At 65.1% G+C, this 24,313-nt stretch carries 17 protein-coding genes; 9 read left to right on the top strand and 8 right to left on the bottom strand.

Annotation, left to right across the window (positions count from 1 at the left end):
* Window positions 1–200: 200 nt before the first annotated feature.
* Window positions 201–2,210 carry a HAMP domain-containing methyl-accepting chemotaxis protein gene (locus tag ACQR1W_RS30575; RefSeq protein ID WP_434854243.1) on the top strand — a complete coding sequence of 670 codons (2,010 nt, stop codon included), beginning with the start codon at window positions 201–203 and terminating at the stop codon, window positions 2,208–2,210.
* A 438-nt stretch (window positions 2,211–2,648) separates the two neighbouring features.
* On the opposite strand, the gene ACQR1W_RS30570 is transcribed toward ACQR1W_RS30575, so the two are convergent.
* Both ACQR1W_RS30570 and ACQR1W_RS30565 read right to left on the bottom strand, forming a co-directional pair.
* Window positions 2,649–3,596 carry a hypothetical protein gene (locus ACQR1W_RS30570; RefSeq protein WP_434854242.1) on the bottom strand — a complete coding sequence of 316 codons (948 nt, stop codon included), beginning with the start codon at window positions 3,594–3,596 and terminating at the stop codon, window positions 2,649–2,651.
* Between the two features lie 631 nt (window positions 3,597–4,227).
* A complete protein-coding gene (locus ACQR1W_RS30565) occupies window positions 4,228–5,127 on the bottom strand; it encodes a hypothetical protein (RefSeq protein ID WP_434854241.1) in 900 nt (299 codons plus the stop codon).
* A 1,188-nt stretch (window positions 5,128–6,315) separates the two neighbouring features.
* On the opposite strand from ACQR1W_RS30565, the gene ACQR1W_RS30560 reads away from it, so the two are divergent.
* From ACQR1W_RS30560 to ACQR1W_RS30545, 4 genes are all read left to right on the top strand, one after another.
* A complete protein-coding gene (locus ACQR1W_RS30560; protein ID WP_434854240.1) occupies window positions 6,316–7,893 on the top strand; it encodes a Do family serine endopeptidase in 1,578 nt (525 codons plus the stop codon).
* A gap of 291 nt (window positions 7,894–8,184) precedes the next feature.
* Window positions 8,185–8,865, top strand: a complete 681-nt coding sequence (locus tag ACQR1W_RS30555) for a response regulator transcription factor (RefSeq protein ID WP_035983198.1) — start codon at window positions 8,185–8,187, stop codon at window positions 8,863–8,865.
* Window positions 8,849–10,309, top strand: a complete 1,461-nt coding sequence (locus tag ACQR1W_RS30550; protein WP_434854239.1) for an ATP-binding protein — start codon at window positions 8,849–8,851, stop codon at window positions 10,307–10,309. The genes ACQR1W_RS30555 and ACQR1W_RS30550 overlap by 17 nt, the downstream gene beginning before the upstream one ends.
* Window positions 10,306–13,263, top strand: coding sequence for a bifunctional [glutamine synthetase] adenylyltransferase/[glutamine synthetase]-adenylyl-L-tyrosine phosphorylase (locus tag ACQR1W_RS30545; protein WP_434854238.1), 2,958 nt, complete (start codon window positions 10,306–10,308; stop codon window positions 13,261–13,263). Before ACQR1W_RS30550 ends, ACQR1W_RS30545 begins: the two co-directional genes overlap by 4 nt.
* Window positions 13,264–13,387: 124 nt before the next feature.
* On the opposite strand, the gene ACQR1W_RS30540 is transcribed toward ACQR1W_RS30545, so the two are convergent.
* On the bottom strand, window positions 13,388–14,668 hold the full coding sequence (locus ACQR1W_RS30540; RefSeq protein WP_434854237.1) for an MFS transporter: 1,281 nt from the start codon (window positions 14,666–14,668) through the stop codon (window positions 13,388–13,390).
* Between the two features lie 254 nt (window positions 14,669–14,922).
* Here ACQR1W_RS30540 and ACQR1W_RS30535 point away from each other — a divergent pair, with 254 nt between their 5' ends.
* The 4 genes from ACQR1W_RS30535 to ACQR1W_RS30520 are packed head-to-tail and all read left to right on the top strand — an operon-like array spanning window position 14,923 to window position 18,090.
* Window positions 14,923–16,020 (top strand): quinone oxidoreductase family protein, encoded by a 1,098-nt coding sequence (locus tag ACQR1W_RS30535; RefSeq protein ID WP_434854236.1) that lies wholly within the window; start codon window positions 14,923–14,925, stop codon window positions 16,018–16,020.
* 22 nt (window positions 16,021–16,042) lie between these two features.
* Window positions 16,043–16,789 carry a zinc-binding dehydrogenase gene (locus ACQR1W_RS30530; RefSeq protein WP_434854235.1) on the top strand — a complete coding sequence of 249 codons (747 nt, stop codon included), beginning with the start codon at window positions 16,043–16,045 and terminating at the stop codon, window positions 16,787–16,789.
* 41 nt (window positions 16,790–16,830) lie between these two features.
* On the top strand, window positions 16,831–17,151 hold the full coding sequence (locus ACQR1W_RS30525) for a hypothetical protein (RefSeq protein ID WP_434854234.1): 321 nt from the start codon (window positions 16,831–16,833) through the stop codon (window positions 17,149–17,151).
* Between the two features lie 27 nt (window positions 17,152–17,178).
* Window positions 17,179–18,090, top strand: coding sequence for an AraC family transcriptional regulator (locus tag ACQR1W_RS30520; RefSeq protein WP_434854233.1), 912 nt, complete (start codon window positions 17,179–17,181; stop codon window positions 18,088–18,090).
* Window positions 18,091–18,144: 54 nt separating this feature from the next.
* Here ACQR1W_RS30520 and ACQR1W_RS30515 read toward each other — a convergent pair whose 3' ends face one another.
* Genes ACQR1W_RS30515 through ACQR1W_RS30495 form a run of 5 tightly spaced genes read right to left on the bottom strand, consistent with a single transcriptional unit; the run spans window position 18,145 to window position 24,143 of the window.
* The gene (locus ACQR1W_RS30515) at window positions 18,145–18,381 is read right to left on the bottom strand and encodes a formate dehydrogenase subunit delta (protein WP_434854232.1); all 237 of its coding nucleotides are present in this window, start codon (window positions 18,379–18,381) and stop codon (window positions 18,145–18,147) included.
* On the bottom strand, window positions 18,371–19,219 hold the full coding sequence (gene fdhD, locus ACQR1W_RS30510; protein WP_434854231.1) for a formate dehydrogenase accessory sulfurtransferase FdhD: 849 nt from the start codon (window positions 19,217–19,219) through the stop codon (window positions 18,371–18,373). The genes ACQR1W_RS30515 and fdhD overlap by 11 nt, the downstream gene beginning before the upstream one ends.
* Before the next feature lie 4 nt (window positions 19,220–19,223).
* Complete coding sequence (gene fdhF / locus ACQR1W_RS30505) at window positions 19,224–22,103, bottom strand: formate dehydrogenase subunit alpha (RefSeq protein ID WP_434854230.1); 2,880 nt, start codon at window positions 22,101–22,103, stop codon at window positions 19,224–19,226.
* Window positions 22,104–22,113: 10 nt separating this feature from the next.
* Window positions 22,114–23,670, bottom strand: a complete 1,557-nt coding sequence (locus ACQR1W_RS30500) for a formate dehydrogenase beta subunit (RefSeq protein WP_434854229.1) — start codon at window positions 23,668–23,670, stop codon at window positions 22,114–22,116.
* Window positions 23,667–24,143, bottom strand: a complete 477-nt coding sequence (locus ACQR1W_RS30495) for a formate dehydrogenase subunit gamma (RefSeq protein ID WP_434854228.1) — start codon at window positions 24,141–24,143, stop codon at window positions 23,667–23,669. Before ACQR1W_RS30495 ends, ACQR1W_RS30500 begins: the two co-directional genes overlap by 4 nt.
* Window positions 24,144–24,313: the final 170 nt, after the last annotated feature.

Raw genomic sequence — 24,313 nt, 5'->3', positions numbered from 1 at the left:
GACTGTGGCGCGAGTTCGCGCCATATCGACATGGTCCCCCACGCTCATCTCTAACCCGCTATTAGCAAATGTCGCGCATTGTGCACGCTGCTCAGCATTCATCGCAGGGCTGGCGATCGATGCTGCAAGAAGGGCGCCTGGCGACCTCGGCTCGCTTGGCTGCCTCCGCGTCTCATAAAAATAGCGGACAGTGGGTGGAAATGGTGGGCTTCCGTTTGAAGATCAGAGGGCGTCTTTACGCCGGCTTTGCAGCGCTGGTGGCCGTGGGCGTGATCATGGCGGCCGTGGCGGTCTGGAACCTGTGGGCCGTCCGCGACCAGGTCGCCAACCTGTCGACGCTCTCCGACAGCACGGCGCGGATCCTGCAGATCTCGAACCATTTGCAGGCGATCCAGCGCGCCAACCTGCGCTATATCCATGATGCGAACGAGCCCGCGCTCAAGGAGGCCGCGGACCGCGAGACCGCGGCGACCGAGCTGCTGCAGGCGGCCGCGAGCGGATCTCTGTCCGCGGAGCGGCGAAAGCTCTACGACGATCTCCTCGGTGATATCGCCAAGATGCGGACGCAGCGCGACGCGCTGCAGGACGCGGTCAAGCAGACCAAGACCGGCCGGGCGACCCTGCTGCCGGGAGGCGAGGACCTCGCCGCCAAGTCCGCCAAGCTCGGCATCGCCGCGCGCGGCTCCAAGGACGCCGAGATCATGACGGCGGTCGCCGACATCGAATCCCGGCTCCAACTGGTGCGGATCGCAACCTGGCGTTTCCTGGCCTTGCGCGACACCAAGTCGGCCTCGGCCTTCCGGGCGGGTGTCGACAATGTCGAACAGCGACTGGCTGCGCTCGAGAGCGCGACGCCGCCGGCGAACGTCCAGTCGGCGATCGCGCCGGTGAAGGCGTCGCTGGAGCTCAACAAGAACGCGTTCGAGGCGACCGCCGCCGCGACGCTCAAGTCCGAGGACATCTACGCCAACAATATCGAGCCGCTGATCGCCAAGAGCATCGACAAGCTCAAGGCGGTGGAGAGCGGCTTGAATGCCGAGTATCGGAGTTCGCGCGCGACCGCTGAGAGCGCCATTGCCAGCACGACGTCGCTGCAAATGAAGGTCGGAGCCGTCGCCATCCTGTTCGGCTGCCTGGTCGCCTTCCTGATCGCCCGCGGCATCGTCGGCCCGCTGGCGTCGATGACAACAGCGATGGGATCGCTCGCGAGCGGCGACGTCGCCGTCGAGATCCCCGGAAGCGGCCATCGCGACGAGATCGGCGCCATGGCCAAGGCGATCCAGGTGTTCAAGAACAACATGGTCGAGACCGAGCGCCTGCGCGCCGAGCAGAAGGACGCCGAGGCGCGGCAGGCCGCGCAGCGCAAGGCCGACATGGTCGCCCTGGCGCAGCAGTTCGAGCAGGCCGTTGGCGACATCGTCGGCGCGGTGTCCTCGGCATCGAGCCAGCTCGAAGCCTCGGCCGGCTCGCTGACCACCACGGCCTCGCGCGCCCAGGATCTGTCGACAGAAGTGGCGGCGGCGTCGCAGGAGGCCTCCGCCAACGTGCAGGCGGTCGCCTCCGCCGCCGAGGAGCTCTCGTCTTCGGTCAGCGAAATCTCCCGCCAGGTGCAGGAATCGGCGCGCATCGCCGGCGAGGCGGTGGCGCAGGCGAGCCGGACCAATGAGCGCGTCGGCGCGCTCTCGAAGGCCGCCACGCGCATCGGCGACGTGCTCGAGCTGATCAGCAGCATTGCCGGCCAGACCAATCTGCTCGCCTTGAACGCCACCATCGAAGCAGCGCGCGCTGGCGAGGCCGGCCGCGGCTTCGCCGTGGTTGCCTCCGAGGTCAAGGCGCTGGCCGAGCAGACCGCGAAGGCCACCGGCGAGATCGCCCAGCAGGTCTCCGGCATCCAGGCCGCGACCGAGGAGTCGGTCGGCTCGATCCGGGAGATCGGCAGCACCATCGGGCGCTTGTCGGAGATTGCGGCGGCGGTCTCGGCGGCGGTGGAAGAGCAGGGCGCCGCCACGCAGGAAATCTCCCGCAACGTCCAGCACGCCGCCAGCGGCACGGCGCGCGTGTCGAACAACATCGGCAACGTCCAGCGCGGCGCCTCCGACACCGGCTCGGCCTCCTCGCAGGTGCTGACGGCCGCGCGGTCGCTGTCGGCCGAAAGCAGCCGCCTGAAGCGCGAGGTCGACGCGTTCATCATCCGCGTGAAGGCGAGCTGATGGTCGCGCGTGCTACATGCTCCGCTGTTATCCCCGCGTAGGCGGGGATCCAGTACGCCGCAGCCTCTCGATCTATCGCGACTCTCTTGGAGTATTGGATCGCCCGGTCGAGCCGGGCGATGACGGCCGAGGTTGTAAATAACAGCCTGCTACTATCTCCGTCATCGCGAGCGCAGAGAAGTGATCCAGCCTCATGCGGATAGCGCGGACGAGCGCAGCGCCATCTACGTGCTGCATATCTCGCCCTGTCATTCCCGTAAGCGAATGAGCCCGGAATCCAATAACCACTGGTCGTCACGGTGAGCAAAGATTGCCGATGAAGCTGCACCGACCGCTGGTACAGTTGGGTGGCTACTGCCGTCGACCAGCTTTACTTTGATAAACCTAAAGAATTTGCGTCCCGCCAATGTTTCTTTGTATTGTGCTACTGTATTCGCCTCAATCCTCTTTCTTGCCCTCCTTCCCTTCCGGTGCAAACAACGCGATGGCCTCCCAGACACTTTTCCCGTGCAGCGCGGCGACGGTGACCGAGAACGAGACCAGTGGCGGAATGCCAACGAAATAGCTAAGGGTGCCCGAGATTATCCCGGCCAATCCGAGTTCGGCTATCACCCTCCCCGCCTTGTTTCCGTTGTCGTGCAGCCAACCCACGAAACCTTCGGTCATTGAGTGGGCGGCTTGCACTGCCTTTCTTAACAGATCGGCCTGTTCAGCAGGGTCCGCGACCTCCGTTGATTCGTGAACTGTATTCGCAAGGTCTTCAAATCCGGTTTGTAGCCCTTGGAGAACAGCCCGAACGACCTCGTAGCCGGCGAGCGCAGCCGGTTCGTTTGGAATCTTGGTGGCGAGGTTCTTTAGCTCGCGCCCGATGGACTGAGCAGCGAAACGTGCTATCGCTTCAAAATGTTGCGGATCGCTCTTAATACGTGAGACCACCGCTTCTACGGCCGGGTTCGGAATGACCTCGGCGGTCGCGGTCATGCCGACCCGTGCGACTATGGTTCCGGCCAGCCCAACTGCCTGAACACCTTGCAACCGTCCTGGTTGGTTCGCCTGCGTGTCGGTCGGTTCAGAAGCAGAAATATCCAGCTCTACGGACGTCTCTCCACGCGGTTCTGCAAGCGCCTGTAGTGCTTTGTTCACAGTTCCGAGTTCGTGCTCCCATGCGTCGTCCGAGAGAGCTGCCCAGCGAAGTTCAACTTGGCCCTGAGAGAACTCTCCAGAAAGCCGAGCGTCGTACCATCGCGTCCAGACTTCCCAGCCTTCATTCTCAGTCAGGAGACGGTGTCTCAATTCCCCCCAAAGCTCTTGAATCCAATCCGGCATCTCTCCTGGCCACAGCTTTGAAGTGGCCAAAGTTATCGGGCTGAATCTCTGATCGAGCAAGGTTGCGTCCGTCCCAATGGCCCCAAGCATTGCGTCGAACGCCGCTCGTCCTTTCGCTCCTGCGGAGTCCAACGCGTACTCAAGGGCTGTCGTCGCCCGCGCTGAGGTCTCGTTGTTCGGCGCCACTATAGCTGCCAGCGCATATGCTGCAGCGCGCTCCGGTGGCGGCAACTGGAGACTGCCGAGCCCCCCAAGTGCTCTGCGCGCCGCATCATTAAGCACGTCATGTCCGCCGGGAAACGCCGAGGCACTCCACGCGGTGGCTACAGCTCGAAAAACACGTAGGAGCGTTCTGCGCCTAGTAATTCGACTTCCAGTCGGACCGAACGCGAGAGAGAATGTAGGCACGGCTCTGAGGGCCGCGCGACAGGTCAACACGATAGCTGCGTCGGCAGGCCGCGTTCGGAGCCATTCCTCTCGTTTCTCGGCAGTGTCGAGTTCCGAGTCCGATCCAAATTGGCCCACACTGAAGGGCACCTCAAACAGCCCTGGACTCTCTGCCTTGAAGGGGCCAGGAACCTGTGCCTCGAACGGCCCGGGGATCTGCGGCTCGAATGGGCCCGGGACCTGCTCTCGATCATCGTTGGAAGCCATGACCTAACTCTCGCAGGAGGCCTCAATCAAAGCCTCGTTAAGAAGCGGGTACACCTGTCCCAAGGCCCGCGTTCAGAATATTGAGCGCTCCAGTGGCAACCAACGAGCCTGCTGCCCCACTCAGACAGTTGCGCAGGTCCGTGAGCAGGCCCTTTACGAAGCCATGATCAGACTGCGGATACGCGATTGCCTTCTCCAATGCGTTCAGCCGGTCATCCAAAGTGGGACCATGGGCGTCTGCCGCAACCAGTTCATCACGGTGCGCTCGCAATTGGGGAAGCATTGAATTTATCTGCTCGGTGTTGAGACCGCTTATCGCGATGTCGCCCGACACGTTCCCGTGGCCCAAATTACCAACGAGCGAACCAATGTGGCCAATGTTTATCGTTGTGGCCGTGGCCTGCGCCTTTTCTTTCTCAGCTCGGTCAAAGCTATCCTCTGTCCCCATGATCCCCGTCTTCTCCAAGGTTAAGGCCCAATCCAGCACCAGCGTGCGCACGCGATCCAGAATGCGCCTCAGCTCGCTTGGCGAGACCTGTAGATAGTAGTTCCACCCATGCACGCCATTCGAGCGGTCTAGTTTCTCCCGAATTTTATCGGAGTAGCCGATTTGCAAAGTGTCGCCCGACGCCGTTGAAGTGAGCAGCGCCTCCAAGGCCGAGACAGGTTCGCGGACGGTCTTCCAAGAGAGACCGTCGACGTAGCCACCGATAGGCATGGGCCCTCGGTAGGGGTTCACAGCGATAGGCGTCCCGTGGACGCTTCGGTAGTCTGGTGGGGCATCGCTAGCATATCCGTTCAGCTCCTGGTCCACCCACTCCTCCACGCTTGGCAAGCCAAGTTTGGTCGCGACGAACTTCACTCTGCGAAGGAGGTCGTTGACAGGAGTGTCTTTGTCCAAAGCCGCCTGCTGCAGCTTTTCAACTATCGTCGCCATCAATCGCCATCTCGGTCGCGCATGGGAGCGCAATGGAGAACTAGGGTCCGGAGATTCGTGGATCACCAAAAGTAGAGGCTCGGCCGAGGTTCGCCTAGCCCACGCGCGAGATATGCAATACGGAATCGGAGGGATTCCTAAACGGCGTTTGTCCAAAATCTAAACGGACGTATGTCAGTTTTGACAGGGCCAAGCGAGGCTAGCTCGCAACCGCGGCCCGCCGGGCAAACCACCACCGCATTTCCAAACCCCGTCAAGCCCTTCGGAAAAACATAAATCGCTTGGTGCGATCCCCAAATCACCAGTATCCTCCGGCTGTTCCGTTCCGCTGAGGGGGCGTATCGCGATCGTCACGGACGTCGGATTCGGAATGCGATGGACGCGGGCTGCCGCAGCGGGGCTTTCGCTTCGCCGACGAACGGCACGACCGTGGACGTGAAATCGTGTGGTCCTGGCCTCCCGGTGCTGAGGCCGAGTCGGTGGTGATGATCCGCCGATGATGGGGGCAAGAGAGCCGGTCCCCAAGGAGAGCGCGTATAAGCGTTAACACCGTCGCGCAGGGAAGGCCGGGTGTGTTCGGCCAGACCTGTGGTTCCTACCCCGTGCATTTTCTCCCGCACGGGGGCCACGGGCGCGGCCAGCGCCCGGCCTTCCCTGTGCCCTCTGTCCTGGAGAGGGCGACGCGACAACCAAAGCTCGGGTGCGGAACGCGCCGCGAGGGGGCGGACGTATGTCGTGAGATGGCTGTTTGAGATTGTGGATCGGTGAGCCGCGGGCGGATAGTGCAGCGTAATCCGCCGCGGTGCGGCCTGGGCTGGCGGGTTACGCCTTCGGCTAACCCGCCCTACGCAGTTGTGAAGCGGATAATGGCACTGGCGTCATTGCGAGGCGCGAAGCGCCGAAGCAATCCAGAGTCGCGCGCGCAAGGGCTCTCTGGATTGCCTCGCTGGCTCGCAATGACGGAGATGACGGCCAAGGCCGCAACCTCCAGGAGACATTGCCACGGGGGTGCCTTGGCCGTCTCACGGGGAATCTACGGCCTGCGCCATTCTGACGCAGGCCTATGTCGGTCCATTACAGAAGTTTAACGCGTTCGCCAGCACGCCGTAAGGCGGGACTCCCCATTTTCATCCCTGAACGGTGCTTCACCTCAGCACGTCACAAGTTTCCCTTTCTGGAGAAAGCCGTATGACCGAACGTCCGACCGATCTGTCCTCCCTCCCATCCTACCGCAAGTCGCGGCTGTCCCTGTTCTCGGCGCGCAAATTCGCGCTGATGGCCTCGGTGGTTGCGGGGCTGGGCGTCGCGGCCTATGGCCTGAGCCCGTCGAACGGTCCGGTGGACCTGTTCTCGAGCCCGGCGCATGCGCAGGTGGCCAATGAGGTGAGCAAGGTCGCCCGTCCGATCGGTTTTGCCGACATCGTGGAGCGGGTGAAGCCGTCGGTGATTTCGGTCAAGGTCAACATCAACGAGAAGGTCGCCAAGGACGACAGCGGCAACGATGACGATTCGCCGTTCCAGCCGGGCTCGCCGATGGAGCGCTTCTTCCGCCGCTTCGGCGGTCAGGATGGTATCCCAGGCCTGCGCGGCAATGGCCGCCGTGCCATCACCGGGCAGGGCTCCGGCTTCTTCATCTCGGCCGACGGCTATGCCGTCACCAACAACCACGTGGTCGACGGCGCCAGCAAGGTCGAGGTGACGACCGACGACGGCAAGACCTATAGCGCCAAGGTGATCGGCACCGACCAGCGCACCGACGTCGCCCTGATCAAGGTCGAGGGTGGCTCGAACTTCCCGTTCGCCAAGCTGGCCGACGGCAAGCCGCGGATCGGCGACTGGGTGCTGGCAGTCGGCAACCCCTTCGGTCTCGGCGGCACGGTGACGGCCGGCATCGTCTCGGCGATGGGCCGCGACATCGGCAACGGTCCGTATGACGACTTCATCCAGATCGACGCGCCCGTGAACAAGGGCAACTCCGGCGGTCCGGCCTTCAACGTCGATGGCGACGTGGTGGGCGTCAACACCGCGATCTATTCGCCGTCCGGCGGCAGCGTCGGCATCGCGTTCTCGATTCCCGCCTCGACCGTGAAGAGCGTCGTGGCGCAGCTGAAGGACAAGGGCTCGGTCAGCCGTGGCTGGATCGGTGTCCAGATCCAGCCGGTGACGCAGGATATCGCCGACAGCCTCGGCATGAAGAAGGCGGAAGGCGCGCTGGTCGCTGAGCCCCAGGCCAGCGGCCCGGCCGCCAAGGCCGGCATCGAATCCGGCGACGTCATCACCTCCGTCAACGGTGAGTCGGTGAAGGATGCGCGCGAGCTCGCCCGCACCATCGGCGGCCTCGCGCCGGGAACCGCGGTCAAGCTCAACGTCCTGCACAAGGGCCAGGAGAAAGCGATCGACCTCACGCTCGGCAAGCTGCCCGACAACATCGAGGCCAAGGCCGATACCGGCAACGACAACAGTGGTCCGACCCGCGGTACCGACGTGCCGAAGCTTGGCCTGACCGTGGCACCGGCCAACAGCGTGGCCGGCGCCGGCAAGGAAGGCGTGGTCGTGACCGAGGTCGATCCGAAGAGCGCGGCAGCCGAGCGCGGCTTCAAGGAAGGCGACGTCATCCTCGAAGTCGCCGGTAAGAATGTGAGCTCGGCGGGCGACGTGCGCGATGCGCTCGCCGCGGCCAAGAACGACAACAAGAACAGCGTGCTGATGCGCGTGAAGAGCGGCGGCCAGTCGCGCTTCGTCGCGGTGCCGATCGCCAAGGGCTAAGTGGCGCGTCAGGCTGTTCTTTCGAGACGGAGGAGATCGCCGGCATGTTGCCCCCGCGCCGGTGGGCTCCTTCGGGGGGCGGGCTTCATGCCCGCTCCCTTAAACCTTCCGTTGGACAACGCCCCCCTCCGTCGGAAGGAACTCGGGCGGTGAAGTCCCCCCAAGCTTCACCGCCCACCTTTCTTGACTTCGTCTGCCTCGATTAACCCCCTGGCGCGGGTCGCCTTGCACCGAAACGGCGGCCGCGCCATGTAGATGGAAGCAGAACCCGTGACCGGCCCCGTTTCCGAAATGCGCCTGTTGATCATCGAAGATGACCGCGAGTCCGCCGATTATCTCGTGAAGGCGTTTCGCGAGGTCGGGCACATCGCCGATCTCGCCAGCGATGGCGAGGAGGGGCTCGCGATGGCCGAGACCGGCGACTATGATGTCCTGGTCGTCGATCGCATGCTGCCCAAGCGCGACGGGCTGTCGCTGATCGGCGTGCTGCGCGACAAGGGTGACCGGACACCGGTGCTGATTCTGTCCGCGCTCGGCCAGGTCGACGACCGCATCAAGGGCCTGCGCGCCGGCGGCGACGATTATCTCCCGAAACCCTATGCGTTTGCAGAGCTGTTGGCCCGGGTCGAGGTGCTCTCCCGCCGCCATGGCGGCCCGGCCGAGGAAACGGTCTACCGCGTCGGCGATCTCGAGCTCGACCGTCTGTCCCATCGGGTCGCCCGCGGCAAGGACGAGCTGACCTTGCAGCCGCGCGAGTTCCGGCTGCTCGAATACCTGATGAAACATGCCGGACAGGTGGTGACCCGCACCATGCTGCTGGAAAACGTCTGGGACTATCACTTCGATCCGCAGACCAATGTGATCGACGTGCACATCTCGCGGCTGCGCTCCAAGATCGACAAGGGCTTCGAACGCCCGCTGCTCCATACCATCCGCGGCGCGGGGTACATGATCCGTGACGGCCTTCGGTAAGCTGATCCGAACCACCGCGTTCCGGTTGACGCTGGTCTATCTGGCGCTGTTTGCGCTGTTTGCGGCCTCGCTGCTCGGCTATTTCGCCTGGAACACCCGCCGCCTCATCACCGAGCAGATCTCGACCACCGTCACTGCCGAGATCAGCGAGATGATCGACATCTACTCGCGGCGCGGCCTGCACGGGCTGGGGCTCACCATCGAGAGCCGGGCGCTGCGCCCGGGCGCCAATCTCTACCTCGTCACCACGCCGACGGGGCAGGCGATCGCCGGCAATGTCGGCTCGCTTGCGCCCGGCGTGATGGGCTCATCCGGCTGGTCGGAGACGTTCTACCGGCGCTTCGATGATCGCGGCGAGGAGAACCATCGCGCGCTGGTCTATGTCACCCAGCTCAGTAACGGCTTCCGCCTGCTGATCGGGCGCGACCTGGAAGAGCGCAGGCGGATGTTCGGCATCGTGGCCAAGGCCGCGCAATGGTCGGTGCTGGTGGTCGTCGTGCTCGGCATCGGCGGCGGCATCTTCGTCGCGCGCCGGGTGCTGCGCCGGATCGACGCGATGACCGGCACCACGCGCCGGATCATGGCAGGCGACCTGTCGGGCCGCCTGCCGGTGGGGCGCAGCGGCGACGAGCTCGATCGTCTCGCCGAAAACCTCAATGCGATGCTGGAGCGGATCGAGGCGCTGATGACCGGCCTCAAGGAGGTTTCCGACAACATCGCGCATGATCTGAAGACGCCGCTGACGCGCTTGCGCAACCGTGCCGAGGAGGCGCTGGCGAAGTCGCGCACCGAGGGCGAATATCGCTCCGCGCTGGAGCGCACGATCGAGGAATCCGACGGCCTGATCCGCACCTTCAATGCGCTCTTGATGATCGCGCGCGCCGAGTCGGGCCAGGCGCGCGGCGACATGGTCGATTTCGACGCCGCCGAGGTTGCGAATGGTATTCATGAGCTTTACGAGCCGCTCGCCGAAGACGATGGCATGGTCCTGCGTGTCAAAGCGGTGGCGGCGCCGCTTCACGGCAATCGTGAGCTGATCAGCCAGGCGCTCGCCAACCTGGTCGAGAATGCGATCAAATACGGCAAGCCCGCCGCGCTGCCGCTCGGTGCCGAGGCGGCGGCTGTTAGCAAAGAGATCTGGATCGAGGCGCAGCGCCAGGGCGATCAGGTGCTCCTGAGCGTGACCGATCGTGGTCCGGGGATTCCCGAAACCGAGCGTAAGCACGCTGTCGAGCGTTTCGTGCGTCTGGAGGCCAGCCGCACCCTGCCGGGTTCCGGCCTCGGCCTCAGCCTGGCGTCGGCGGTGGCCACCCTGCACGGTGGCGAGCTCCGGCTTAGCGACGCCAATCCCGGCCTGGTCGCAACCCTGCTGCTACCTGCCGCCGCAGGTCTTCCCGCAAGGCTTGCAGCTCAAACCGCGGATGTGCCACAGAAGGCCGCATGATCTCATCCGCGCCGGGACACGCGGACGGAAACATGCTGGCCGCGCGCTTCGTGACCGGCCTGCATGTCCGTACGCCCGTCAAAGCCGAAGCTCGCCTCAATGACTGGCTCGCCGAGCTGGAGCCGGCCCAGGCGGCCGGCTTGCGGTCCTTGCTCGGCGAGGGTATTGCGCGAACCATCCTGCTCGGCATCGCCGAGCATTCGCCTTATCTCTTCGACCTCATCCGCGCCGACGCCGCGCGGTTGTTGCGACTGCTGCGCAGCGAGCCGCAATCGCATCTTACCGGTCTGATCGAGGCCACCTCGCGCGAGGTATTTGCCGCGGCCAGCGAGGCCGACGTGATGCGCCTGTTGCGGCGGATGAAATCCGAGGCCGCGCTGCTGATCGCGCTGTGCGACATTGGCGGGGTCTGGCCGGTAATGCAGGTCACGGCGGGGCTGACCGACATTGCGGTGAATTCGGTGCAGATGGCGCTGCGCTATCTGCTCCGGCAGGAAGCCATGCGCGGCAGGCTTCTGCCTGAGGATGCCGAGCGCCCGGAAGCAGGCAGCGGCCTGTTCGCGCTCGCCATGGGCAAGATGGGCGCAGGCGAGCTCAATTATTCCAGCGACATCGACCTGATCGTGTTCTTCGATCCCGAGGTCACGAATCTGGCGCGCGACCTCGAGCCGCAACCGTTCTTCGTGCGGGTGACGCAGGCGATGGCGCGACTGCTTCAGAGCCGCACCACTGACGGCTACGTCTTCAGGGTCGACCTGAGGCTGCGGCCCGATCCCGCTTCGACGCAAGTGGCGATGTCGACCGAGGCCGCGCTGCACTACTACGAGCGGGAGGGGCGCACCTGGGAGCGCGCCGCGATGATCAAGGCGCGCGTCTGCGCCGGTGACGTCGAGGCCGGCGAGGCGCTGCTCGCGGAGCTTTCGCCGTTCGTCTGGCGCAAGCATCTCGATTTCCAGGCGCTTGCCGATGTTCACGACATGAAGCGGCAGATGCAGGTCTATCGCGGCCAGAGCGAGATCTCGGTCGAGGGCCACAACGTCAAGGTCGGTCGCGGCGGCATCCGCGAGATCGAGTTCTTCGCCCAGACCCAGCAGCTGATCGCGGGCGGCCGTCACGCGGACCTGCGCGTCCGCCAGACCCTGCAGGCGCTCGACGTGCTCGCGGCCAGCAACTGGATCACCGATCAGGCCCGCGACGAGCTGGCTACGGCCTATCAGTTCCTGCGCCGGGTCGAGCATCGCTTGCAGATGATCGCGGACGAGCAGACCCACAGCCTGCCCGAGGATCCAGAGGCGGTGGAGCGGTTCGCCCAGTTCTTCGGCTACGAGAATCGCGACGCCTTTGCCAAGGACCTGCTGTTCCAGCTCGACATCGTGCAGGGCCACTACGCGAAGCTGTTCGAGGGCGATCCCACGGGAACGGCGAGCCTGCCGCCGGTCGAATATGGCGTCGGCCCCGAGGAGCCGCGGCTGCTCGAACATCTCGTCACGCTCGGCTTCCGTGATCCCGTTACGGTGGCGAAGACGCTGCAGCAATGGCTGGCAGGCGAGTATCGCGTGTTCAGGACCGAGACGACGCGTGCAGCCTTCACCGATTTCGTGCCGGCGCTGATCGATTGCCTCGCGCGTGCCGACGAGCCCGACCGCGCGGTCGCCGCGTTCGACCGCTTCCTGCAGGCGCTACAGCGGGGTGGGCGGCTGATCACGCTGCTCGGGCAGAACCGCGATCTGGTCGCGCTGGTGGCGCTCGTGCTCGGCGCGGCGCCGCGGCTCGGCGACATGCTGGCGCGGGCGCCGCAGCTGATGGACGGGCTGATCGATCCGCGCTTCTTCGGCGCCATGCCCGACAGGCGCGAATTGTCGGAGCGGCTTGCGGCGACACTCGCGGACGCCGGAACCTACGAAGAATTTCTCGATCGTCTCAGGCTGTTCGGCCAGGAGAGCCTGTTCCTGATCGGAACGCGCATCCTCTCCGGCACGGTGTCGGCGCAGCAGGCGGGCCTCGCTTTTGCGGACGTCGCCGAGGGCATCGTGCACACCGTGCACGGCCTGGTCACCGAGCGGTTCGCCGCCCAGCACGGCCGCATCAAGGATCAGGAGACCGGGATCATCGCGATGGGCCGGCTCGGCGCGCGCGAGATGACCGCGTCCTCCGATCTCGACCTGATCCTGCTCTACGACTTCGATCCCGATGAGCCGGAGTCGGATGGCGAGCGTTCGCTGCAGGGACCGCATTATTTCGCCCGCTTCACCCAGCGGCTGATCTCGGCCTTCACCTCGCGCACCAATTACGGCGTGCTCTATGACATCGACATGCGGCTGCGTCCCTCGGGCCGCGCCGGGCCGCTGGCCTCGCATATCTCGTCGTTTGCGCATTATCAGGAGCGTGAGGCCTGGACCTGGGAGCACATGGCGCTGACCCGCGCGCGGGTGATCTCGGCCTCACCGGCGTTTCGGGCCCGGATCGAGGAGATCATTCAGACCGCGCTGCGGCGGCCGCGCGATGCTGCGGCGATCGCGCGCGACGTCGCCGACATGCGGCGCGCGATCGCGATGGAGAAGGGCGAGGGCGATCTCTGGAATCTCAAGCAGGCCGCCGGCGGCATGGTCGATATCGACTTCATCGCGCAATATCTGCAGCTCGTGCATGCCGCCAGGCTGCCTGAGATCCTCGACGTCTCTTCGCTCCAGGTGCTCGAGAACGCTGAGCGGCTGGAGGTGTTGCCGCGCGCGGATGCCTATATCCTGCGCCAGGCAGCGCGTCTCTATCAGGATCTCACCCAGATCGTCAGACTCTGCGTCAGCGGCAAGTTCAAGCCGGAGCAGGCCGGCGAGGATCTGCTGCGCGTGATGGCGCGCGCCGGCGACGCGCCGGATTTCTCGGCGCTGGAGGCGCGGGTGCGCGAGACCCAGGCCGAGGTCCGCAGGGTGTTCGTGGCGCTGCTGGAGGGCTAGCCGGGACTACAGCATGATCCGGAAAAGTGCGAAGCGGTTTTCCCTCGCGACAAACGCGGAACGCGTTTGCGCGGAGATCATGCTCAAACAATAACCAAAAGCGCGATGATGATTCATCCTAATCTCATCGCGCTTTTGAGGATGTGGCAGCCCGAGCCGGCAGCACGAGCAGCGCGCCGGCCACCGCCATGGCCGCCAAGGCGGACATCGCAAGCGACCAGTGGATGCCGATCGCACTGCCGACCAGGCCGACCGAAATGCCGCTGAAGGCCCGCAGCCCCAGGCTCGCCATGTTGAACAGGCCGATGACGCGGCCGCGCATGTCGGTCGGCGCGTTGAGCTGGACCAGCGTCTGCGCCATGGCATTGAACGACAATTCCAGAAAGCCGGCCGCAAACAGGAACAGCAGCGCCAGCCCATAGCTGTGCGACAGTGAAAAGACGATGAGCGCGGCACACCACGACAGGGCAAGTAGGATTGCCGTGCGGGGCCGTGGCGGCAGCAGCCCGCCTCCTTCCAGAACAAGCCCGGCCAGCAGGCCGCCGGCTGCATCCGCCGCAAGAAGCATGCTGTAGGAAACTCCGGGATCGCCATGACCAAGGTCGTTGGCAAAGCTCGGCATCTGCGAACTATAGGCGTTGCCGACGAACAGGGATGCGGCGCCCGCCAGCAGCGTCATCGAGACGATGACAACGTGCGGTTTGATATCGCGCGCCGTATGCACGATGTCGGCAAGCCCTCGCACCGCCCGGCGCGGCGGTACCGTGCCGGTCCGGAACCGCGGGCCATAGGGCGCTTTGATGAGCCAGAGGATCAGCGGCAGGTAGAACACCGTGTTCAACATGATGCCGTGCGCCGGTCCGAGCCAGAGCAGGATCGCGCCGCCCACGGCCGGCCCGACCAAGACGCCGAGATAGCGCGCCATGGCGTTGAGCCTGACAGCGCTTTCCAGGTCCGCCGGGCCGACGATGTCATAGAGCAGCATCTGATTGGGCGTCTGCCACAACACGCCAGCGCAGCCGTGGATCACCAGGATGAGCATCGCCTGCCACATTTGCAGCGATCCCGTGACAAAGAAATAGCTCCAACTGAGCGAGGCCAGGATGAACAGGCCCATGCCGGCCTGGATGACGCGGCGCGGATCGAACCGGTCCGCGAGCGCGCCTGACGCAACGGAGAACAGCAGGAAAGGCAGCCAATGGGACACGATGGCGAAGCCGCCGAGCGCCGGGGAGTGGAATTTCTGAAACACCACCCAGTAGCTGATCACGTGCTCGATATTGTCCGCCATCATGGACAGAACGTAGGTCGTGAACTGGGCCTGGAAGTCGCGATGGCGGAGCGCCGCGAAGGATCGCTTGGCAGGCGGCGCCGCGCCAGCGGCGGCAAGATTGGCTTCGGTCATGAGGTCGAGGGGATTGTTGCGGCATCGAACGGATGGTCGTTCGTGAAGCAATTTGTAGGGCAGACCGAGCCGGAGTCGAGAACGAGCACGTCCCATGAGGGGCAGGTCTCTCATGCATATTTGGCCTGGGATCGCGTCACATCCGTCTGAGATCGCGCTCCGGCAGATCTGGACGCTGGGATACGACGTCCGGACCATCAATGTCCGGACGTCCAATAGTCTGGTTTTCCGCAGACAATGGACGGTCCCTGCCGATGATCATGCCGGATGTTCCCACCACCATGAAAGCCTGGCGGCTCGATCGGCTGGGCGGCCGCCTGAGCTACGATGAGGGTCCCGTGCCGGACGTGCGGCCAGGCAGCGTCCTGGTGAAGGTCGAGGCGAGCGCGCTGATGACCTACATGAAGGCGTATATCGAAGGCGGCCTGCCGTCCTATCATGCGCCGGACGGCTGCTTCACGCCGGGCGGCAACTGCGTCGGCATTGTCGGAAAGGTTGGCAAGGACGTCTGGCACCTCAGGCCGGGACAGCGCGTGCTACTCTCCTCCTTGTTCCAGGCGACCGAGAATGTCCCGGACCCCGCACGGATTCTGATCGGTGTGACCTCTTTTGGCGGCGTCAGCGAGACCATGCAGGCCGATTGGCCCAACGGGACGCTTGCCGAATATGCCTTGCTGCCGGCCTCCGCTGTGGTGCCGGCCGATGGCTGGGATGACGTCGCGCCCATGCGGCTGGCGGCGGCCACCCGCTTTGTCGTGCCCTATGGCGGTTTCGTTCGGGGACGACTGGCTGCGGGCGAAACCGTGATCGTCAACGGTGCGACCGGCGCTTATGGCAGCGCCGCGGTGCTGCTGGCGCTGGCGATGGGGGCGGGACGCGTGGTCGCCGCGGGCCGCAACGCGGACAAGCTTGCAGCACTTGCCGAGCGCGGCGGCAGGGCGGTGGTTCCGATCGCTTTGAGCGGCGATATCAAGGCCGATGCCGAGGCGCTGCGCACGGCAGCAGAAGGCAGCGCTGATCTCGCGTTTGACATGATCGGCGGCGCGCAGGACCCGAACTCCACGCTCGCGGCGCTGCACGCCTTAAGAAGCGAGGGACGGCTGGTGCTGATGGGCAGCCTGATGGTCGATCTCCCGGTGCCCTATCTGCAGGTCATGATCCGCAGCATCAAGCTGATCGGCAACTTCATGCATCGGCCGGGGGCGTTGAGGAACGTGCTGGCGCTCGCACGCGCGGGTCACCTTGATCTCTCGGCAATCAAGCCGAAGCCTTTCCCGCTCGCCGACCTCCTGCCGGCCATGGAGGCTGCCGCTACCGCAGGCAGTTTCGAGCAGATCGTGATGTGTCCCTAAGACGCGCATGCAAGGAGATCTCATGCCTCGAACCTTTCGTCAGTGCTATGCAAGGCCGATGCAGGACGATGTGCTCGAACCGGATCAGTTCGAGCTGCGTGAGAAGCCGATTCCCAAACTCGCGGATGGCCAGGCGCTCGCGCGCATCAAGCTGATCAATGTTCATTCCAATGTCAGGATGCGGATGGCGCTGGGCGCGATTCCGCTCGGCGGCACGGACCCTGCCAACTATGCCTGTGCCGAGATCGTGCAGTCGCGCGACCCGGCCTTCGATGAGGGCGACATCATTGCCTGTCAGGCGCCATGGCAGGACTATGCCCTCGTCAGCAGCCGGGATGCCGCGATCGGATATGGCGCAGCGAACGAGGCAACGAAGGCGCTCAATCGCACCAACTCGCAATGGACCTATGTGTTTCGGCCGTCCCTGGTGCAGGCATGGTCGCCGGACGTTCTGATGGATGTGTTCGGGACCTCGGGCATGACCGCCTGGTTCGGGATGCAACAGTGCGGACCCATCCTGCCGTCGGAAACCGTCGTCGTTGCCGGCGTGACCGGATCGGTCGGGTCGCTCGCGGCGCAGCTTGCCAGCGCAGCCGGCGCCCGCGTGATCGGTCTGGCCGGCTCCGCAGCGAAATGCGCCTGGGCGCGAGACACGCTCGGGCTGACGGACTGCATCGATTATCGCGCCTCCGATCTGGCCGAGCGCATCCGCTCCGTCGCGCCTGATGGCATCGACGTCTATTCCGACGGCGCGGGGGGGGAGACCTGACCAGGATCGTCGTCGCGGCCATCAACCATCGTGGGCGGCTGTTGTCCTACGGAACGACCTCGTCGTTCTACGCAGCGCGTGTGACGCGCCCGACGCAGAGGCGATCGCTGCGCCAGACCTTCGGGATTTCTGACGATATCGAACGCATGCTTGTCGAGCGTCAGATCAGGTCCGAGTGCTGGATCGTGGATGCCTTTTATGGCGAACGGCTTGCGGCCGAGGATGAACTCTCGCGCCTGCTCTCGAGCGGGGCACTGAAGCCGGTCAACACGGTTGTGGATGGGTTCGAGCGGCTTCCGGAAGCGATCGCCGGTCTATACAAGACGATGCGCGTCGGCAAGCTGCAGGTCAGGTTCGGCTGAGCAGCAGCTCCGTTCCGAGATCTCCGCATGGATACTCTGTCCGACATTCTGAATGTGCTGACCGTCGAGCGCGCGGCACAAGTCCGTTTCGAAAGCCGCGGCGCTTACGCGATGCGCTTCAAGGGCGTCGATCACATCAAGTTCGGCGCCGTGGTCGAGGGACATGGGTTGCTCCACGCGGAGAGCGCTGTCGAGCCGATCGTGCTCGAACCCGGTGATTTCTATCTCCTGACTGATGGCAGGCCGTACCGTAGCGGCGATCCGGCCAAGGCGCGTGAGATCGACGGCGATGCCTATTTCGCCGCCTACCGCGATGCTGATGGCATCGTCCGGTTCGGCGACGCTCCGCCCGACAAGGTCGTGATCGGCGGCAGCGTGCGTTTCGATCAGGAGGGGGCCACGTGGCTACGTGGCGCTTTGCCGCCGGTCATTCATATCAAGGGATCGGCTCCGACCGCGACAGCGCTGCGAACCACACTCGGCCTGCTGGCGCACGAAGTCGGCAGCGGCGCGCCTGGCCAGGGCATCGTGATCGACCGCCTGACCGATGTCCTGTTGGTCCATGCACTGCGGGCGCATCTCGCGGCGTCCGGAGCCGCGGGCACGGGCTGGCTTGCCGGATTGGCCGATCGCCGGATCGGCCGGGCGCTGCGCAGCTTCCACGCCAGCGTCGACGGGGTCTGGACGGTCGAGCGGCTGGCGGCGGAGGCTGGGATGTCGCGGTCGGCCTTTGCCGCACACTTTCGCGCGCAGGTCGGAATGTCGCCGATCGACTATGTCGCGCGCTGGCGGCTGCATCGCGTCCGCCGTGCCCTGATCGAGAGCGATCTGCCGTTTGGCACGATCGCCGCCCGCAACGGATACGCCTCGCGCACATCCTGCAGCCAGTCGTTCAAGAAGCTGTTCGGCTATCCGCCGCTGCAGGTGCGGTCGCACTGAGCCTGCAGGCGTTGTGTCCGGCCGTGCGGCAAGGCGCCCGCAGTTGGCGGGGTCTCAGGCCTTTTCCTTCGCGGCCTGCTTCAGCGTGGCGATCGCCTCGAATACATCGGGATCGAGGCCGGCACCGCCGGCATCGTGATGGGCGAAGATCGACTTGCGCATGCGCGGGTCCCAGAACTTCTTGATGTGCTCGGCGACTCCGGCAGCCGTCTTGTCGCGGCCCTGGGCGTGAAAGAACTTGCCGATCTGGTTGGCCATATAGATCAGGCGATCGTGGGTGTCATGCGACATGCATTGTATCCGCTTGGCTGGATCGCGCGTCTGCATCGATAGCGGCGGCGATCCGTTCGGGGTGGGTGAAGATCTCAAAACCGTCGTTGCGGGCCACCGCCACCAGCGTGATGCCGGCGGCGTCGGCCGTTCGTATCGCGAGCGCGGTGGGCGCGGAGACCGCGACCACGACCGGCGCGCCCATCGCGGCTGCCTTCTGGACCATCTCGACCGAGACGCGGCTGGTCAAAAGGACGATGCCATCGTGCGCCGGCGTGCGGGCCTGTGCGAGGCTACCCGCGAGCTTGTCGAGCGCGTTGTGGCGGCCGACATCCTCGCGAAGGGAGACGATGCCACGGCCTGCGGTCCAGAACGCCGCAGCATGCACGGCGCGGGTCTCATGATTGAGCTTCTGCAGCGGCTCGATCGAACCGAGCGCCGCCATGATCTCGCGTGGGGAAAAGCGCCGCCCAGTCGGGACCGGCGAAGGTGGACGGACCGCCTCCGCAATCGAATCGATGCCGCAGAGGCCGCAGCCGGTGGGGCCGGCGATATGGCGGCGGCGTTCGGCCATGCGCGCGGCGAGTTCGGGCTTAAGCCACATCCTGATCTCGACGCCGTCATCGAGCGTGACGATCTCGAGCGAGGTGATGTCGTCGCGCGAGGCAACGATGCCTTCGTTGAGGCTGAAGCCGATGCCGAAATCGGCGAGATCCTGCGGCGTCCCCATCATGACGGCATGGGTGCCGCCATTATAGGTCAGCGCGATCGCGGTCTCCTCCGGCACGCGACGGGTGCCTTCGCTGAAGGCTCCGTCGCGCCAGACCAGACGATCTGCGATGCGCACCGCATCCGACATCAGCTCACTCCGCGGCTTCCACGACGGGCGCGATCCGGCGTGAGTTCCGGGCCTGCTCGTCATAGGCCTTCTGCCAGTCCGACGGACCGTTCGACGGCGAGATCTGCACCGCCGTGACCTTGTATTCGGGGCAGTTGGTGGCCCAATCCGAATAGTCGGTGGTGATCACGTTCGCCTGCGTCATCGGATGGTGGAAGGTGGTGTAGACCACGCCCGGCGCCACGCGTTCGGTGATCAGCGCGCGCAGCGTCGTCTCACCGGCGCGGCTGGCCAGACGCACCCAGTCGCCGTCGCGGATGCCGCGCTGCTCGGCGTCGTGCGGATGGATTTCCAGCCGGTCCTCGCCATGCCAGACCACGTTGTCGGTGCGCCGCGTCTGAGCGCCGACATTGTACTGGGACAGGATGCGCCCGGTGGTCAGCAGCAGCGGGAAGCGCGGTCCGGTCCGTTCGTCGGTCGCGACATATTCGGTGACGACGAACTTGCCCTTGCCGCGCACGAAACCATCGATATGCATGATCGGCGTGCCCTCGGGCGCCTTCTCGTTGCAGGGCCACTGCACCGAGCCCATTTCCTCCAGCTTGGCGTAGGAGACGCCGGTGAAGGTCGGGGTCAGCGCCGCGATCTCGTCCATGATCTCGGACGGATGGCTGTACGTCATCTCGAAGCCCATGGCCTTGGCCAAGCCGATGGTGACCTCCCAGTCGGCGAGCCCGTTGCGCGGGCTCATCACCTTGCGCACCCGCTGGATGCGGCGCTCGGCATTGGTGAAAGTGCCGTCCTTCTCCAGGAAGGTCGAGCCGGGCAGGAACACATGGGCATAGTTCGCGGTCTCGTTCAGGAACAGATCCTGGACGACAACGCACTCCATGGACGAAAGTGCCTGGACGACGTGGCTGGTGTTGGGATCGGACTGCAGGATGTCCTCGCCCTGCACGTAGAGGCCCTTGAAGGTGCCCTCGATCGCGGAGTCGAACATGTTGGGGATGCGCAGGCCCGGCTCAGGGTTGAGCTTGACGTTCCACATCGCCTCGAACTGGTCGCGCACGGCGTCGCCCGCGATGTGCCGGTAGCCCGGCAGTTCGTGCGGGAACGAGCCCATGTCGCAGGAGCCCTGCACGTTGTTCTGGCCGCGCAGCGGGTTCACGCCGACGCCGCGGCGGCCGATATTGCCGGTCGCCATCGCCAGATTGGCGATCGCGATCACGGTGGTTGAACCCTGGCTGTGCTCGGTGACCCCCAAGCCGTAGTAGATCGCGGCATTGCCGCCGGTGGCGTAAAGCCGCGCCGCGCCGCGCAGTTCCTTCGGATCGACGCCGGTGATGAGCGCGACCGCCTCGGGGCTGTTCTTCTCCTGGGCAACGAAGGCGGCCCAATCCTGGAATTCGCTCCAGTCGCAGCGCTCGCGCACGAAGGCCTCGTTGACCAGCCCTTCGGTGACGATCACATGCGCCATCGCGGTCAGGACCGCGACATTGGTGCCGGGCATCAGCGGCAGATGGTGATCGGCCTTGATGTGCGCCGAGCTGACGAGATCAGTGCGGCGCGGATCGACCACGATCAGGTGTGCGCCCTGGCGCAGACGCTTCTTCATGCGCGAGGCGAACACCGGATGCGCGTCCGACGGATTGGCGCCGATCACCATCACGACGTCGGTGTCCTCGACCGAATCGAAGTCCTGGGTGCCGGCCGAGGTGCCGAAGGTGGTGGCAAGGCCATAGCCGGTCGGCGAGTGGCAGACGCGGGCGCAGGTGTCGACATTGTTGTTGCCGAAGCCGGCGCGGATCAGCTTCTGCACCAGATAGGTCTCTTCATTGGTGCAGCGGGAGGAGGTGATGCCGCCGATCGCGTCGCGGCCGTATTTCTGCTGGATGCCGCGCAGCTTTTGCGCGGCGAAATTGAACGCCTCGTCCCACGACACCTCGCGCCAGGGCTCCGCGATGGTCTCGCGGATCATAGGCTTGAGGATGCGTTCCTTGTGCGTCGTGTAGCCCCAGGCGAAGCGGCCCTTGACGCAGGAATGGCCGCGATTGGCCTTGCCGTCCTTGTACGGCACCATGCGCACCACTTCCTCGCCGCGCATCTCCGCCTTGAAGGCGCAGCCGACGCCGCAATAGGCGCAGGTGGTGACCACCGAATGCTCGGGCTGGCCGATCTCGATCACGGACTTTTCGGTCAGCGTCGCGGTCGGGCAGGCCTGCACGCAGGCGCCGCAGGAGACGCATTCGGAGCCCAGGAAGCTCTCGCTCATGCCCGGCGACACCCGGCTGTCGAAGCCGCGGCCGGAGATGGTCAGCGCGAAGGTGCCTTGCACTTCCTCGCAGGCGCGGACGCAGCGCGAGCAGACGATGCACTTGGCGGGATCATAGGTGAAATAGGGGTTCGACTCGTCCTTCGGCAGCCAGGCCGGATTGACGTCGCCCTTGGCTTCCGCGAACACATGGTTCTCGCCCTGATAGCCGTAGCGGACGTCGCGCAGGCCGACAGCGCCGGCCATGTCCTGCAGCTCGCAATCGCCATTCGCCGCGCAGGTCAGGCAGTCGAGCGGATGGTCGGAGATGTAGAGCTCCATCACCCCCTTGCGCAGCTTCTTCAGCCGTTCGCTCTGGGTGTGCACGACCAGCCCCGCCGCCACGGGCGTGGTGCAGGAGGCCGGGGTGCCATTGCGGCCCTCGATCTCCACCAGGCACAGCCGGCAGGAGCCGAAGGCGTCGACCATATCGGTCGCGCACAGTTTGGGGATCTGCGTGCCGGCCTCCATGGCCGCGCGCATGATCGAGGTGCCCTCGGGGACCGTGATGCTCTGACCGTCGATGGTCAGCGTCACCTTAGCCTCGGACTTGGAGCGGGGCGTGCCGTAGTCGGTTTCCTGGATGAGCGACATGGTGATGTCCTTACTCTGCAGCCTGCAGGCGCGGCTGCTGCGGTCCGAAATCTTCGCGGAAATGTTTGAGCGCTGACAGCACCGGGTAGGGCGTGAAGCCGCCGAGCGCGCAGAGCGAGCCGAGTTTCATGGTGCTGCAGAGGTCTTCGACCAATGCGATGTTCTCGCCGACGCGGTCGCCGCGACGGATCTTGTCGATGGTCTCCACGCCACGGGTCGAGCCGATTCGGCAAGGCGTGCATTTGCCGCAGGATTCGATGGCGCAGAACTCCATGGCGAAGCGCGCCTGCTTCGCCATGTCGACGGTGTCGTCGAACACGACGATGCCGCCATGGCCGATCAGGCCGTCACGCGTGGCGAAGGCCTCATAATCGAACGGCGTGTCGAACAGCGCGCGGGGGAAATAGGCCCCGAGCGGCCCGCCGACCTGCACCGCTCGCACTGGCCGTCCGGTGAAGGTGCCGCCGCCGACCTCGTCCACCAGTTCGCCGAGCGTGATGCCGAACGCCGTTTCGAACAGGCCGCCATATTTGATATTGCCGGCGAGCTGGATCGGCATCGTGCCGCGCGAGCGCCCCATGCCGAAATCGGCATAGGCCTTGGCGCCCTCGTCGAGGATGAACGGGATTGCCGCGAAGGAGAGCAGGTTGTTGACCACGGTCGGCTTGCCGAACAACCCATGGTGCGCCGGCAGCGGCGGCTTGGCACGGACGAGCCCGCGCTTGCCTTCGAGGCTCTCCATCAGCGCGGTCTCTTCGCCGCAGACATAGGCGCCGGCGCCCATGCGCACTTCGAGATCGAAGGAGAAGTTCGAGCCGGCGATCTTGTCACCGAGCAGGCCGGCTTTCCTGGCGATCGCGATGGCTTTCGCGGTCGCCGCGATCGCGTGCGGATATTCGGAGCGGCTGTAGATGTAGCCCTTGGTGGCGCCCACCGCGATGCCGGCGATCGTCATGCCCTCGATCAGGACGAAGGGGTCGCCTTCCATCAGCATGCGGTCGGCGAAGGTGCCGCTGTCGCCTTCGTCGGCATTGCAGATGACGTATTTGCGATCGGCTGCCGTCTGCGCCACCGTCTTCCACTTGATGCCGGTGGGGAAACCCGCGCCGCCGCGGCCGCGCAGGCCCGAGGTCGTGACCTCGGCAATGATCTCGTCAGGTGTGAGCGTCAGTGCGCGGGCCAGCCCGCGATAGCCGCCATGGGCGCGATAGTCGTCGAGCGAGAGCGGATCGATGATGCCGCAGCGGGCGAAGGTGAGGCGGGTCTGCCGCTTCAGCCAGGGGATCTCTTCGACCGCGCCGAGCCGGAGCGGATGCTGACCACTGGAGACGATGGCATCGAGCAGCGAGGCCGCATCGGCCGATGTCACCGGGCCGAATCCGATCCGGCCTTCCGGGGTCGCGACTTCGACCAGCGGCTCCAGCCAATACAGGCCGCGCGAGCCGGTGCGGACGATATCGATGGCGAGGCCGAGTTGGAGCGCCGCCGTATGCAGCGCCGTCACGACCTCATCGGCCCCGACCGCAAGCGCGCCGGCATCGCCGGGAACGTACAGACGCAGGCTCATCGCTGGGCCTCCGAGACGAGCGTATCGAGCCTGTTTTCGTCGAGCCGCCCGACCAGGCGACCGTCGAGCATCGCCGATGGCGCGGTAGCGCACAGCCCGAGGCAGTAGATCGGCTCCAGAGTGACGCGCTGGTCCGCGGTGGTGTTGCCCAGGGCGATGCCGAGCTTGGCCTCGGCGCGTGCGGCGAGCGCGTCGCCGCCGGCGGCCTGGCAGGCCTCGGCACGGCACAGTTTCAGCACATGGCGGCCGGCCGGTCGGCTGCGGAAGTCGTGGTAGAAGGTAAACACGCCGTAAACTTCCGCGCGCGACAAATTGAGCGCGGAGGCGATCATCGGCAGCGCCTCTTCCGGAACATAGCCGAACGCCTCCTGGAGCGCGTGGAGGATCGGCAGCGTCGCGCCCTCCATCTGGCTGTGTTCGGCGATGATGTCGGCGCCGCGCGCCGCCTCCCAAGGTTCGTAGACCGGCGTCATTCTTGTCCCAATCGATGTTGCTGGCTTGGCTTGATGAGAATTGGAATTGATCCAAATATCAATAAAGCAGTCCCGTGCTGCGATAGCGAAAGGCAATCGAAGCGTCGCTAAAATTGGACGGAAAACAGGCGCTTAGCGGTTCTGCGTCGCAGCTTTGCCATGTTGCGACC

Source organism: Bradyrhizobium sp. HKCCYLS1011 (assembly GCF_051167795.1).
Taxonomy (GTDB): domain Bacteria; phylum Pseudomonadota; class Alphaproteobacteria; order Rhizobiales; family Xanthobacteraceae; genus Bradyrhizobium.
The sequence above is the reverse complement of the archived record's forward strand: the minus strand, read 5'-3'. Positions and strand labels throughout refer to the sequence as shown.

What these genes read in the sequence shown, in the direction of transcription:
- ACQR1W_RS30575 (WP_434854243.1), top strand. Translation starts at nt 201, where the DNA reads ATGGTGGGCTTCCGTTTGAAGATCAGAGGGCGTCTTTACGCCGGCTTT.
- ACQR1W_RS30565 (WP_434854241.1), bottom strand. Translation starts at nt 5,127, where the DNA reads ATGGCGACGATAGTTGAAAAGCTGCAGCAGGCGGCTTTGGACAAAGAC.
- ACQR1W_RS30560 (WP_434854240.1), top strand. Translation starts at nt 6,316, where the DNA reads ATGACCGAACGTCCGACCGATCTGTCCTCCCTCCCATCCTACCGCAAG.
- ACQR1W_RS30555 (WP_035983198.1), top strand. Translation starts at nt 8,185, where the DNA reads ATGCGCCTGTTGATCATCGAAGATGACCGCGAGTCCGCCGATTATCTC.
- ACQR1W_RS30545 (WP_434854238.1), top strand. Translation starts at nt 10,306, where the DNA reads ATGATCTCATCCGCGCCGGGACACGCGGACGGAAACATGCTGGCCGCG.
- ACQR1W_RS30540 (WP_434854237.1), bottom strand. Translation starts at nt 14,668, where the DNA reads ATGACCGAAGCCAATCTTGCCGCCGCTGGCGCGGCGCCGCCTGCCAAG.
- ACQR1W_RS30535 (WP_434854236.1), top strand. Translation starts at nt 14,923, where the DNA reads ATGATCATGCCGGATGTTCCCACCACCATGAAAGCCTGGCGGCTCGAT.
- ACQR1W_RS30530 (WP_434854235.1), top strand. Translation starts at nt 16,043, where the DNA reads ATGCCTCGAACCTTTCGTCAGTGCTATGCAAGGCCGATGCAGGACGAT.
- ACQR1W_RS30520 (WP_434854233.1), top strand. Translation starts at nt 17,179, where the DNA reads ATGGATACTCTGTCCGACATTCTGAATGTGCTGACCGTCGAGCGCGCG.
- ACQR1W_RS30515 (WP_434854232.1), bottom strand. Translation starts at nt 18,381, where the DNA reads ATGTCGCATGACACCCACGATCGCCTGATCTATATGGCCAACCAGATC.
- fdhD (WP_434854231.1), bottom strand. Translation starts at nt 19,219, where the DNA reads ATGTCGGATGCGGTGCGCATCGCAGATCGTCTGGTCTGGCGCGACGGA.
- fdhF (WP_434854230.1), bottom strand. Translation starts at nt 22,103, where the DNA reads ATGTCGCTCATCCAGGAAACCGACTACGGCACGCCCCGCTCCAAGTCC.
- ACQR1W_RS30500 (WP_434854229.1), bottom strand. Translation starts at nt 23,670, where the DNA reads ATGAGCCTGCGTCTGTACGTTCCCGGCGATGCCGGCGCGCTTGCGGTC.
- ACQR1W_RS30495 (WP_434854228.1), bottom strand. Translation starts at nt 24,143, where the DNA reads ATGACGCCGGTCTACGAACCTTGGGAGGCGGCGCGCGGCGCCGACATC.